This window comes from Staphylococcus sp. MB377, assembly GCF_001922505.1.
Classification (GTDB): Bacteria; Bacillota; Bacilli; order Staphylococcales; family Staphylococcaceae; genus Staphylococcus; species Staphylococcus haemolyticus.
Genome location: NZ_MAON01000008.1, coordinates 1 through 14,073 on the forward strand (window position 1 = coordinate 1; position 14,073 = coordinate 14,073).

The following is a 14,073-nucleotide window of genomic DNA, read 5'->3' on the forward strand; positions in this document are numbered from 1 at the left end:
AATTTGCGTAATCGAATTATTATAACTTCGCGACTATTTGCCTCAACAACAAAAAAAGAGATTAAACAACCTAAGGTTGCTTAATCTCAATATTTGGACTCATCAGTCCGATTTGACGTAGAGCCATGAAAAAAGACAATTTCTATTGAAATAAATAGAAATTGTCTTTTTTAATATGATTTTGATTATGTGCAACATGTTGAGTTGCAATATATAGTTGATGCTATAGATACATGTCTTAAATGATGTTGTAATTTAAATAATTGCTGATTAATAGTTAATTTAAATATCTGTGATAATTGCAAATTTTATCCAAGCGCTACATCTAAAATCATCATAATTGTAAAGCCTAACATTAGACTTAGTGTTGCTAAATCCGTGTTGTTACCAGATTGTGAGTCAGGTATAAGTTCTTCAACAACAACGAATATCATAGCTCCAGCTGCAAAAGCTAATGCATAAGGTAAAACAGGTGTAATAACTAAAATCAATGCAGCGCCAATAGTAGCAAAGATAGGTTCTACAATCGCAGAAGCTTGTCCGTAATTAAACGCTTTGCAACGAGACGCGCCTGCCGCTCTAATAGGCATAGATAATGCTGCACCTTCCGGAATGTTTTGTATTCCTATACCAATTGCTAACCCTAAAGCACCTAGGAATGTAGCTTGACTATTTCCAGTTGCTATACCACCAAAAGCAACACCAATCGATAGTCCTTCTGGAATATTATGTAACGTAATAGCTAGTACTAATAATGTATTCTTACTTAAAGAAGTCTTAACACCCTCGCGGTACTGACTCTTATCGCCAATTCTTTGATGTAAATGAGGAATAACTGAATCGAGGACACGTATAAAGATACCACCAAATAAAAAGCCAATTGCAGCAGGTAACCAAGCAGGTAAACTACCATCTTTACCATAGTCAATAGAGGGTTGTAATAAAGACCAAAAGCTGGCAGCTATCATAATGCCCGCAGCAAATCCTTGCATAGATGTTAGTATTCGTTCATTTACGGATTTAAATATAAATACAGAAGCAGCACCTAATGCTGTGAGTAGCCAAGTAATAATACCTGCTAAAAGCGCCTGTAAATAAGGCGGTAAATTTTCGAAAAAGTCAATCATAACTCTTGTCTCCTTGTATCATTTAAGCCTAAAAAGGTGTATAATATATAGAACTGATTTAAGCTTATCAAAAATATTTAAAAAATTCGATATTTCGATTTGGAAAAGGGAGTAGATGCATGGAAGCGTATAAAATAGAGCACTTAAATAAATCATATGCGGATAAAATCATTTTCGATGATTTAAACCTATCTATTTCTGAACATGAAAGAATAGGATTGGTTGGAATAAATGGTACTGGTAAAAGCACTCTACTTAAAGTTATCGGGAATATAGATGATGATTATACAGCTGATATTACGCATCCTAATCAATATCGTATACGATATTCTTCTCAAAAGCAGGATCTAGATGGAGATATGACTGTTTTTCAAGCTGTACTTAGCTCAGACACAACGACTCTTCAAATTATAAAAGCTTACGAAGAAGCAGTTAATGCATATACACAACAACAAGATGACGCGCATTTTCAAAAGATGATGGAAGCACAAGAGGCTATGGACCGAAATAGTGCATGGGATTATAATGCTGAAATTAAAACCATATTATCTAAACTAGGTATTAATGATACGACTAAAAAGGTGAACGAACTGTCAGGTGGTCAACAAAAACGTGTTGTGCTAGCTAAAACGCTTATTGAACAACCTGATTTATTATTATTAGACGAACCTACAAACCACCTAGACTTTGAATCCATAACATGGCTAATTAATTATGTGAAGCAGTACCCTCATACTGTATTGTTCGTAACCCATGATCGTTACTTTTTAAATGAAATTGCGAGTAGAATCATTGAATTAGATCGAGGTAAATTAAAATCTTATCCAGGTAATTATGAAGACTACATAGCAATGCGAGCAGAAAATGAAATTATTGAACAAAAACAACAAGAAAAACAAAAGGCTTTATATAAACAAGAATTAGCTTGGATGAGAGCTGGCGCCAAGGCAAGAACGACAAAGCAACAAGCGCGAATCAATCGTTTTAATGATTTGGAATCAGAAGTACAAGCTCAACACGTTCAAGATAAAGGGCAACTGAATCTAGCGTATTCAAGATTAGGCAAACAAGTGTATGAGTTGGAACAACTTTCAAAACAAATTAACGGCAGAACATTATTTGAAGATATTACTGAAATTATTCAAAGTGGGCAACGTATTGGTATAGTTGGGCCAAATGGAGCTGGAAAGACCACGTTATTAAATATTTTAAGCGGAGAAGAGAACGATTATACAGGCACACTTAAAATTGGCCAAACTGTAAAAGTAGCATACTTTAAACAAACAGAAGAAACGTTAGATAGAGATATACGTATGATTGATTACCTACGAGAAGAGAGTGAAGTGGCTAAAGAGAAGGATGGTACTTCAATTTCTGTAACTCAATTACTAGAACGTTTCTTGTTCCCAAGCTCAACACATGGTAAGAAGATATACAAATTATCAGGCGGAGAGCAAAAACGCTTATATTTATTAAGATTACTCGTGCATCAACCTAATGTACTGTTACTGGATGAACCGACAAATGACTTAGATACAGAAACATTAACTATTTTAGAAGATTATATTAGTAGTTTCGGTGGTTCAGTTATAACTGTTAGTCACGATCGCTATTTTTTAAATAAAGTCGCTCAAGAGTACTGGTATATTCATGACGGAAAGATGGAACGTATTGTAGGTGCCTTTGAAGATTATGAGTCTTATAAGAAAGAGCAGGATAAATTAGTTGCACTAGAGAAACAAGCACAACAACCAAAACAAAAAACAACGGTGCGAAAAAAATCAGGGTTGTCTTATAAGGAAAAACGAGAATACGAAACTTTAATGGATCGTATAGAACAAACTGAAACACGCTTAGAAGAAATAGATGAAGAGATGATTGAGGCCAGTGCTGATTATGCCATAATCAAAGAATTAAATGAAGAGAAAGAACAATTAGAACTAACATATGAAACAGACATCACGAGATGGAGTGAATTAGAAGAACTAAAAGAGCAATAAGGGGAATGTAAAGTATGGAAGCAACATTATCGCATTATTTTGGGTATGACAAGTTCAGACCTGGTCAAAAAGAAATCATAACTAAAATAATGGATCATCATAATGTTTTAGGTGTATTACCTACAGGTGGTGGTAAATCAATTTGCTACCAAGTTCCTGGATTAATGTTAGGTGGAACGACAATTGTAATTAGTCCACTAATATCTTTAATGAAAGACCAAGTTGATCAACTTAAAGCAATGGGGATTAAAGCAGCATTCTTAAATAGTAGTTTAACTAAGAAGCAACAAAAAGAAATCGAAGATGATTTAATGAAAGGTCATATTCAGTTTTTATATGTTGCGCCAGAACGTTTCGATAATCAATATTTTTTAAGTTTATTAAGTCGAATTGATATTCATCTTATCGCATTTGATGAGGCACATTGTATTTCTAAGTGGGGGCATGACTTTAGACCTAGTTATCAAAGTGTAATTAAGAAAGTATTCACGTTACCTCAAAACTTTACAATCGTTGCACTAACAGCAACAGCTACTGCAGAAGTACAACAAGATATTATGGAAAAGTTAAACATCGATAGACGAGATGAAGTAAAAACAAGTACGAAACGTCGGAATCTTATTTTTAAAGTGAATCCTACCTATCAACGTCAGAAATTTGTTGTAGATTATGTGCAGAAACATAAAGAACAAGCAGGAATTATCTATTGCTCTACACGTAAACAAGTTGAGGAATTACAAGAAGTATTAGATGTTATCAATGTTTCTTCGTCAATTTATCATGCGGGTTTAACAAATAAAGAACGTGAGACTGCTCAAAACGAATTTGTATATGATAAAGTGAAGGTTGTTATAGCGACAAATGCTTTTGGTATGGGGATAGATAAATCAAATGTTAGATACGTTATACACTATAATATGCCAGGTGATTTAGAATCATATTATCAAGAGGCAGGCCGTGCAGGTCGTGATGGACTAGAAAGTGAATGCATTCTTTTATTTAGTGAACGTGATAAAGGATTGCATGAATATTTTATTACAGTTTCACAGGCTGATGAAGATTATAAAGATAAAATGGGTGAGAAACTCACTAAAATGATTCAATACACGAAAACGAAAAAATGCCTTGAAGCGACTGTGGTACATTACTTTGAACCTAACGAAAAATTAGAAGAGTGCGGGCAATGTAGTAGCTGCATTCAACAAAATAAAACATATGATATGACGCAAGAAGCTAAAATGATCATTAGTTGTATCGCACGCATGCGTCAAAAAGAAAGCTATAGCGTAATCATTCAAGTATTGCGTGGAGAAACAAGTGATTATATTAAATATAATGATTATGATAAGTTGACGACATATGGTTTGATGAAAGATTATACCACTTCGGAATTAAGTCATTTAATTGATGAATTGCGCTTCAAAGGGTTTTTAAACGAAAATGATGAAATCTTAATATGTGATGAAAGTGTTAAAAAGTTACTTAACAATAAAGAGAAAGTATTTACGACACCATTTAAACAAAAATCCAAAGAAAAAGTCTATATCAATACAGTTGAAGGCGTAGATCGAGCATTATACAGTGAATTAGTTGAAGTTCGACGTAAGTTAAGTGAGAAATTGGATATTGCACCGGTTAGTATTTTTTCTGATTACACGTTAGAAGAGTTTGCTAAACGCAAGCCAGAATCCAAACAAGAAATGATATCAATAGATGGTGTTGGTAGCTATAAATTGAAACATTATTGTCCAAAATTCTTAGAAATTATACATTCATATAAAGCGAGTATATAAAGTGAAAGGTAAGGTTGTTACTATTTCTGTAGCGAACCTTACCTTTATTCTATTATCACATTATTAATTTTAAATGTAATTTCTATATTTAGATTAATTTAATATGAATTCCTCATTAAACATGTTTAAATAGGGAATAAGAATGCAGACTATTTGAATAAGTAGAGCAAATGAAGGTGACTAAATGATTGAATTTAAAAATGTAACAAAACGCTATGGGGATAATGTGGCAGTTGATGATGTAAGTTTTAAAATAAATGAGGGTGAGTTTTTTGTAATCATAGGTCCATCAGGGTGTGGTAAAACAACTACTTTGAAAATGATTAATAGACTTATTCCGTTAAGTGAAGGTTATATTTATTTTAAAGATAAACCAATAAGCGATTATCCTGTTTATGAAATGAGATGGGATATTGGATATGTGTTGCAACAAATCGCACTTTTCCCTCATATGACCATTAAAGAGAATATTGCACAGGTTCCACAGATGAAAAAATGGAAAGATAAAGATATAGATCAACGTGTTGACGAATTACTTGAAATGGTTGGTTTAGAACCTGAAAAATATCGAAATCGTAAACCAGATGAATTATCAGGTGGTCAAAGACAGAGGGTTGGTGTAGTAAGAGCATTAGCTGTAGATCCACCAGTTATATTGATGGACGAACCTTTTAGTGCACTGGATCCAATCAGTCGCGAAAAACTACAAGATGATTTAATAGAATTACAAACTAAAATCAAAAAAACAATTGTATTTGTAACGCATGATATTCAAGAAGCTATGAAGTTAGGTGATCGAATTTGTTTACTTAACAATGGACATGTTGAGCAAATAGATACACCACAAGCATTCCGTAATCAGCCTAAAGGTAAATTTGTAGAAGGGTTTATGGGAAGCCATTTAGAACAAGATAAAGAAAGCTTACAGTTGAAAGATCTTAATATTACTTCGCCACTCACAGAAAAAGAAACACACCATGATTATCCGGAAATCAATAGTGATGTGCAATTACGTTCAGTTTATTCTACATTAGTCCAATATGAAGCGGTTATTGTTAATGATATATCAACCTCCACGCAATCACTCTTAAAACGTGAAGATATCTTTAAGTATTTATCTGAGATAGACAATGACAAGGGGGTTAAAGCATGAGCGAATTATTTAGCACACTCAATGATCGTAAAGGCGAAGTACTTACGACCATCTTGGAACATATCCAAATTTCATTTATTGCACTGCTAATCGCAATTTTAATCGCCGTGCCATTAGGGATTGCTTTAACAAAGACGAAGCGGTTATCTGAAGTCGTTATGAACATAGCTGCTATATTACAAACCATTCCGTCATTGGCATTATTAGGGTTAATGATTCCAATATTTGGTATTGGTCGCGTGCCAGCTATTATTGCATTAGTTGTGTATGCACTGTTGCCAATTTTGAGAAATACATATACTGGCATTAAAGAAGTTGATCCGTCTCTTATTGAAGCAGCAAAAGGTATTGGTATGAAACCGATGCGTCGTTTGACTAAAGTAGAATTGCCAATAGCTATGCCAGTGATGATGGCCGGTATTCGTACTGCTATGGTTCTAATTATCGGTACAGCAACTTTAGCCGCATTAATTGGTGCTGGTGGACTAGGGGATTTAATTTTACTAGGTATTGACCGTAACAATCCGTCTCTAATCCTTATCGGAGCGATTCCTGCTGCACTACTCGCAATTATGTTTGATTTAATACTACGTTATATGGAGAAATTATCTTATAAGAAACTACTAATCACTGTAGGTGCAATGATTCTTATTATACTATTAGTCGTTGTTGTACCTCTTTTCGGTAAAAAAGGTGACACAATTACGCTTGCAGGTAAATTAGGTTCAGAACCTTCAATTATTACGAATATGTACAAAATTTTAATTGAGGATGAAACGGATGATACAGTTGATGTTAAAGATGGTATGGGTAAAACATCATTCCTATTTAATGCATTAAAATCAGACGACATCGATGGATATTTAGAATTTACAGGGACAGTTTTAGGTGAATTAACTAAAGAAGATTTAAAATCCAAAAAAGAAGATGCAGTATATCAACAAGCTAAACAAAGTCTAGAGAAGAAATATGACATGACGATGTTAAAACCTATGAAATATAATAATACGTATGCTTTAGCGGTGAAGAAAGACTTTGCTAAAGAAAATAATATTAAAACAATCGGTGATTTAAAAAAGGTTGAAGATAAAATTAAACCAGGGTTCACTATGGAATTTAATGATCGACCTGATGGTTATAAAGCTGTGTCGAAAGCTTATGGTCTCAACTTATCTAATGTTAAAAAAATGGAGCCTAAATTACGCTATACTGCAGTAGAAAAAGATAACATTAATTTAATTGACGCTTATTCAACAGATGCAGAATTAAAACAATATGATATGGTAGTCTTAAAAGATGATAAACACGTATTCCCACCATATCAAGGTGCACCAATGTTTAAAGAAAAATTCTTAAAACAACATCCAGAAATAAAAAAACCGCTCAACAAATTAGAGGGTAAAATTTCAGATGAAGAGATGCAAGAAATGAATTACAAAGTTACCGTGAAAAATGAAGATCCATATAATGTTGCGAAACATTATCTTAAAAAAGAAGGTTTAGTAAAATAAATAGTCACGTGAAAATGTTGGAACAAGACAACGAATTAATCATGAGTTCGTTGTTTTGTTCTTTTTTTACAGAGCAAAATTTGTAAATACAATTGTAATCTGAATTATTTTTAATTACACTATTCTATAAATACACAAAAAGCGTGTATGTTTTTAGGAGGGAGAATGTGAATACTAGAAATTATTCGAGACAAGAAATTGTTAAGAGTGTGCCTCAAAAGGGATTCTTTGGACATCCCAAAGGTTTAAGTACACTATTCTTTACTGAATTTTGGGAGCGATTCAGTTACTATGGTATGAAAGCGATTCTAGCTTATTATCTGTACTATTCAGTTAGTAAAGGTGGCTTCGGCTTACCGCAGGGTACAGCGTTACAAATCGTATCATTATATGGTGCACTCATCTATATGTCTGGTACCATCGGGGGTTGGATAGCAGACAGAATCATTGGTACAAGACATGCATTATTTTATGGCGGCATATTAATTATGTTTGGTCACATCATGTTAACGATACCAGGTAGTTTAACAGTAGTAATGATAGCACTATTACTTCTTATTATTGGTACAGGTTTATTGAAACCTAATATTTCAACTACAGTTGGTGAATTATATGACCATAATGATAGACGTTTAGATGCTGCTTTTACTATTTTCTATATGGGTATCAATTTAGGTAGTTTTCTATCACCATTTGCGACAGGTTACTTACAAACAAGACTAGGGTTCCACTTTGGTTTTGCGGTAGCAGCTATAGGGATGTTCATCGGATTAGTCACTTATTTTATTACAAATAAAAAGAATCTAGGATTGGCTGGTTTAAGCGTTCCTAACCCACTTCGAAAAGAAGAAATCAAAAAATTATCAATTATTACTGGTACTGTCGTAATAATTTTCGCAATTATCCTACTTATCTTGCAATTTATTGGAAAATTGAGTTTATCTAGTTTCAGTGTCATTGTAACGATTATAGGTATCGTGTTACCAATTTGTATTTTTGTTTATATGTTATCAAGTAATAAGACGCACAAAGAAGAGCGTTCTAGAATTTATAGTTACATACCGTTGTTTATTACGTCTGTTGCATTTTGGATGATTCAAGAACAAGGTTCGACCGTTTTGGCTAACTTTGCTGACCAGAAGACAGAACTTAGCTTAGCTAAATTGACTAATGGTGTGTTAGATTTCAACATACCAGCAGCTTGGTTCCAGTCTGTCAATCCAGTATTTATTATTATGTTAGCACCTGTCTTTGCTAGTTTATGGACTAAATTAGGCAGACATAATCCAAATACAGTATATAAATTTGCATTGGGTGCCATCTTTGCAGGTTTATCATATTTAGTTATGATTATACCTTTGAATAGTGATGCGCATTTGATTCACCCTATATGGTTAGTGTTAAGTTTCTTCTTAATCACGTTAGGTGAATTATGTATCTCACCGGTAGGGTTATCTGTAACATCTAAACTAGCACCTGCAAAGTTCTCTGCACAAATGATGGCATTGTGGATGCTCAGTAACGCTACTGCACAAAGTCTCAATAGCCAAATCGTTGTATTATTTAAGATTATTAGTGAGAAAGAGTTCTTCTTATACTCAGGATTGTTTACACTGCTTATTGGTGTTATCTTAGTAGCTATTTCTCCAATGGTTAAGAGAGCGATGAATGGTGTACATTAAGTTAATATAAATTATAACTAGTCAATAACTTGTAATTTAACAATTTTAGAGGAACAGGTTTATAATTGAATAAACATTTTTAATTTTTTGAAAAAGGAGTGGTTGGCAATGAAACAACAATTAAATCAATTAGCAGCGTATCAACCAGGATTATCACCACAAGCACTTAAAGAAAAACACGGTATAGAAGGAGAATTATATAAACTTGCTTCAAATGAAAATTTATACGGTCCTTCTCCAAAAGCAAAGCAAGCAGTTCAAGCACATTTGGATGAGTTATTTTATTATCCTGAGACTGGCTCACCTTCATTACGTAAGGCAATTAGTGAACATTTGAACGTGGATCCTTCTCGAATTCTATTTGGTGCGGGGTTAGACGAAGTCATCTTGATGATTTCAAGAGCAGTGCTAACGCCTGGAGATAAAATTGTTACAAGTGAAGGCACATTTGGACAATATTATCATAATGCAATTGTAGAATCTGCTGAAGTTGTTCAAGTACCTCTACTAAATGGTGGGTTTGATTTAGAGAATATTATTAAAGAGGTCGATGAAGAGACTGCTTTAGTGTGGTTATGTAATCCGAATAATCCGACTGGAACCTATTTCAATCATGAGGAATTGGAACACTTTTTAGAACGCGTACCTAGTCATGTGCCTGTATTGATTGATGAAGCTTACTTTGAATTTGTGACAGCAGAAGATTATCCAGATACATTGAAATTGCAAGAACGCTTTGATAATGCATTCTTGTTAAGAACATTTTCTAAGGCATATGGATTAGCTGGGTTGCGTGTAGGGTATGTCGTAGCTACAAATGAAGCTATTGAAAAGTGGAACATCATTCGACCACCATTCAATGTCACTCGTATTTCAGAATACGCAGCGATTGCAGCATTAGAAGATCAAGCTTATTTGAAAGATATTACAGCTAAAAATGCTAAAGAACGTGAAAAATTCTTTGAGATACCACAAAGTGAACATTTCTTACCTAGTCAGACGAACTTTGTATTTGTTGCAACTAAAAAAGCACAAGAATTATATGAAGTGTTACTAAAAGTGGGTTGTATCACACGTCCGTTTCCAACTGGCGTTCGTATTACAATCGGATTCCCAGAACAAAATGACAGAATGATTGATGTATTAAAACATTTTGATTATTAAGTTGATCAAATACGTAAGCTCTTTAACTTAAAATGATTAGTTGAGTTTTAGAAGTACATCATAAGTTGATTATGCAAGGGGGGTTACAATAGATTCTAAATGTCTTGTAGCACTCCCTTTTAAATTTTTGCTATACTTTAGAAGTATATAGGTGATGATTAAGGGAGAGATAGTATGTCTAGAAAATCTATAGCAATAGATATGGATGAAGTATTAGCAGACACGTTAGGTGCAATTATTGAAGCGGTTAACGTAAAAACGGAATTAGGAATTACAGTTGAGTCTTTAAATGGACAAAAGCTTAAAAATGTAATACCAGAGCATGATGGTTTAGTTCGTGATATTTTAAGAGCGCCAGGCTTCTTTAGAAATTTAACTGTTATGCCTCATGCACAAGAAGTCGTTAAGAAATTGACTGAGCAATATGATGTTTACATTGCTACTGCAGCTATGGATGTTCCAACTTCATTTCATGATAAATATGACTGGTTACTTGAATTCTTTCCATTTTTAGATCCGCAGCAATTTGTCTTCTGTGGTCGTAAAAATGTAGTGAAAACTGATTATTTAATAGATGATAATCCTCGTCAATTACAAATATTTGAAGGTGAACCAATCATTTTTACTGCGTCTCACAATGTAAGTGAAGAACGTTTTAAACGTGTTAACGGTTGGAAAGATGTAGAAGCATTCTTTCTATAGGAGTAGTTAAAATAAGCGATTAAGGTATGATAATCCAATCATTAACCTTAATCGCTTTTATATTAGTATAATAAATTCTTATTGTTCAGCATTCTCTGGAAAAGTTAGAATCTGAAGTGCTTTTGGTAGAACTTCAATTGTAATTGGCGTTTCAAGACTAATTTCACCGTCAACATCTACTTTCATAACTGGATCCGTCGATAATGTAATATGTTTGCCGGCTATGTGATCAATTCCGTTTGTAATTTCATTCCAATCCATACTATCGCGTTTTTTGAACACATCATTGAGAATAGTAAAACTTTGTTTATCAAAAATAAAACTATTCACTTTACCATCTTGAGGTGATAAATCCATAAGTGGTATTCTACTGCCACCGATATTAGGACCGTTAGCAACGACTAGCATAGAGGTATTACCATTAAGTTCTTTATCATCTACAGTTAATGTATAATCAAAATCTTCTGGATTCATTAATGTTTTAACAGTTGAACCAACATAGCTTAATTTACCGAAGATATCTTTACGACCTTCTTGCACGTTTTCCGCGTTTTGAACTATAAGTCCTAATCCCACAAAGTTAAGCACATAAGTGCCATTCACTTTCATAACATCATATGATTCCAAGTGAGACGTTTTAAGTTGTTCACTAGCTTTACTAAAGTTAGGGTTCAAGTTTAATGTTTTAGTGAAATCATTAAAGGTACCTCCAGGAATAATTCCAATAGGTACATTTAGGTCATTTGCTAAAACGCCATTAACTAATTCATTAACTGTACCATCGCCACCTAGGATAAAAACGATATCAACATCACTACTATATTCTTGATTTTTAATTCTTTCACAATACTTAATAATGTCGCCTTCATTTTCACTTAGTTGAATTGATAGGTGTTTGCACATAGTAGTAAGTGATTTAGTTACTTCTCCTAAACCTTCATATATATCTTTGAGACCACTATGTTCATGGTAAAAAAGAACACCATGATTAAATTTTTGACCCATACGTATGCCTACTTTCATTTATTTACTCTAATTTAACATTTATTTACCCGAAATGTTATTTGCTTAATTATAATTTGAGTAAAACAAATACTTAAGTATTTATCATTACATTTTTTTAGTTGATATACAAAGAAAATGACAAGATAGAATTTATTTTCAAATGCCTTGTCATCTTCTCAATAAAGATAATTTAAATAAAAAAGCACCTTCATAGCTATAAAATTACTATGAAGATGCTTAAAGATAATTATTTGTTTTGTTTAAATGTCATCTTTTAACAATACAAAGGTGATTAATGAATACCTTTCATTGCTTTTGAAATTTTAGGAGTGAAAGCTAAGATGATTACTGTAATTACGATAGCAACACTTCCTAAGAAGATGAAATAATTCGTTTGCCCTAAAGGCTTGATTAATTTAACTAATGTACCATTAAGTGCTTGTGCAGATGCGTTTGTTAATAACCAAACACTCATCATTTGAGCATTAAATGCTTTAGGTGCTAATTTAACAGCCGCACTATTACCAGTAGGTGATAAACATAATTCACCAATCACACATACAACGTATGATAGGATAACCCAGTTTACTGAGAAGTGTGTATCACCATAACTCATACCGATAAGTCCCATTAAAATGTATGAAGCACCAGCTAATAGCGTACCAATTCCAAATTTTACTGGAAGGCTTGGTTGTTTTTTACCCATTTTCAACCAAATCGCAGATACGATTGGTGCGAATAAAAGAATAAATAATGGGTTAATTGATTGGAACCATGCTTCACCGAAATTAGTTGTCCAACCGAATAAATTCATTTTCATATCAGAACGTTCTAAACCATAAATGTTTAATACGTTTGATCCTTGTTCTTGTATTGCCCAGAATAACATTCCTAAAATAAATAACGGAATGAATGCTTTAACACGAGAACGCTCTACATCTGTAACATCTTTACTTCGAATCATAGTAGTGAAGTAAATGATTGGTAAAGCTATACCAAGTACTAGAACCGTATTACTAATAAGATTGAATGATAAAGTATTTGTGAAATATGTAACTAATAGTACAATAGCAATGACTGCTACAATGATTCCTACAATTAATCCATATTTTTTCTTTTCTTCAGAAGATAGTGGGTTGGTTGGATTCATACCAACAGAACCTAAATTCTTTTTATTGAAAATCATATACCATACTAAACCTAATGCCATACCAATTGCTGCAATTAAGAAACCACCGTGATAGTTTTTCACGTCTAGGAAATGTTGCAGAATGATAGGTGAGATAAGTGCACCTAGGTTAACTGACATGTAGAATATAACGAAACCGGCATCCATTCGAGTATCATTCTCAGGATATAAGCGTCCAACGATGTTTGAAATATTTGGTTTCATTAAGCCTGAACCAATAATGATAAAGAACATTGATGCAAATAAACCGAACATTGCGAATGGTAAACTTAGACAAATATGTCCGATGATAATGAGTACTGCACCAATCAAGGTTGCCCCTCTAGTACCGAATAGTCTATCTGCGACCCATGCACCAGGAATTGAAGACATGTAAATTAATGCGCCATAGACTGACATGATAGACATTGCAGTCGTTTGATCAATTCCTAAACCACCATTTTTAATTTGATCATACATGTAGAAAATAAGCATGGCACGCATGCCATAATAACTAAATCTTTCCCAAAATTCTACAAAGAATAGTACCCCTAAACCACTAGGGTGTCCGAAGAACCCTCGTTGAGGTATTGTTTGAACAGCTTGTTCATGGGAATTGTTTGTTGCCATATGTATCCCAATCCTTTCTTTAAAGACTGAAGTTTAAAATCATGAATATGATAGGTGTAATTGATTAATTTCTTAAAAATAGAAATTATCAGAAATTTCAGTCAATGAGTTGATGATTTAAAATTGTATGCGAATAAG

The 14,073-nt window shown here is 33.3% G+C and carries 10 protein-coding genes; 7 read left to right on the forward strand and 3 right to left on the reverse strand.

What is annotated here, in order from left to right; translation table 11 throughout:
- Window positions 1-308: 308 nt before the first annotated feature.
- Entirely contained in the window at window positions 309-1,127 is an 819-nt protein-coding gene (locus tag BB045_RS01680) for a ZIP family metal transporter (protein ID WP_075140432.1), read from the reverse strand.
- A 119-nt stretch (window positions 1,128-1,246) separates the two neighbouring features.
- On the opposite strand from BB045_RS01680, the gene BB045_RS01685 reads away from it, so the two are divergent.
- The 7 genes from BB045_RS01685 (at window position 1,247) to BB045_RS01715 (ending at window position 11,132) form a co-directional block, all read left to right on the forward strand.
- Complete coding sequence (locus tag BB045_RS01685; protein ID WP_070441819.1) at window positions 1,247-3,127, forward strand: ABC-F family ATP-binding cassette domain-containing protein; 1,881 nt, start codon at window positions 1,247-1,249, stop codon at window positions 3,125-3,127.
- A gap of 14 nt (window positions 3,128-3,141) precedes the next feature.
- The gene (gene recQ, locus BB045_RS01690; protein WP_070839894.1) at window positions 3,142-4,920 is read left to right on the forward strand and encodes a DNA helicase RecQ; all 1,779 of its coding nucleotides are present in this window, start codon (window positions 3,142-3,144) and stop codon (window positions 4,918-4,920) included.
- A 184-nt stretch (window positions 4,921-5,104) separates the two neighbouring features.
- Window positions 5,105-6,073: an ABC transporter ATP-binding protein gene (locus BB045_RS01695; RefSeq protein WP_075140433.1), complete on the forward strand. Its 969-nt coding sequence runs from the start codon at window positions 5,105-5,107 to the stop codon at window positions 6,071-6,073.
- A complete protein-coding gene (locus tag BB045_RS01700) occupies window positions 6,070-7,584 on the forward strand; it encodes an ABC transporter permease/substrate-binding protein (protein WP_075140434.1) in 1,515 nt (504 codons plus the stop codon). Before BB045_RS01695 ends, BB045_RS01700 begins: the two co-directional genes overlap by 4 nt.
- Window positions 7,585-7,751: 167 nt before the next feature.
- Complete coding sequence (locus BB045_RS01705) at window positions 7,752-9,266, forward strand: peptide MFS transporter (protein WP_075140435.1); 1,515 nt, start codon at window positions 7,752-7,754, stop codon at window positions 9,264-9,266.
- A 108-nt stretch (window positions 9,267-9,374) separates the two neighbouring features.
- On the forward strand, window positions 9,375-10,430 hold the full coding sequence (gene hisC, locus BB045_RS01710) for a histidinol-phosphate transaminase (protein ID WP_070581421.1): 1,056 nt from the start codon (window positions 9,375-9,377) through the stop codon (window positions 10,428-10,430).
- Window positions 10,431-10,604: 174 nt separating this feature from the next.
- A complete protein-coding gene (locus BB045_RS01715; RefSeq protein WP_037548514.1) occupies window positions 10,605-11,132 on the forward strand; it encodes a 5' nucleotidase, NT5C type in 528 nt (175 codons plus the stop codon).
- 78 nt (window positions 11,133-11,210) lie between these two features.
- Here BB045_RS01715 and BB045_RS01720 read toward each other — a convergent pair whose 3' ends face one another.
- Together BB045_RS01720 and BB045_RS01725 are read right to left on the reverse strand one after the other, a co-directional pair.
- Complete coding sequence (locus tag BB045_RS01720) at window positions 11,211-12,137, reverse strand: diacylglycerol/lipid kinase family protein (protein WP_070581456.1); 927 nt, start codon at window positions 12,135-12,137, stop codon at window positions 11,211-11,213.
- 292 nt (window positions 12,138-12,429) lie between these two features.
- Window positions 12,430-13,935: an S-Cys-Gly-3M3SH uptake peptide MFS transporter gene (locus tag BB045_RS01725; RefSeq protein WP_070581420.1), complete on the reverse strand. Its 1,506-nt coding sequence runs from the start codon at window positions 13,933-13,935 to the stop codon at window positions 12,430-12,432.
- Window positions 13,936-14,073 lie beyond the last annotated feature (138 nt).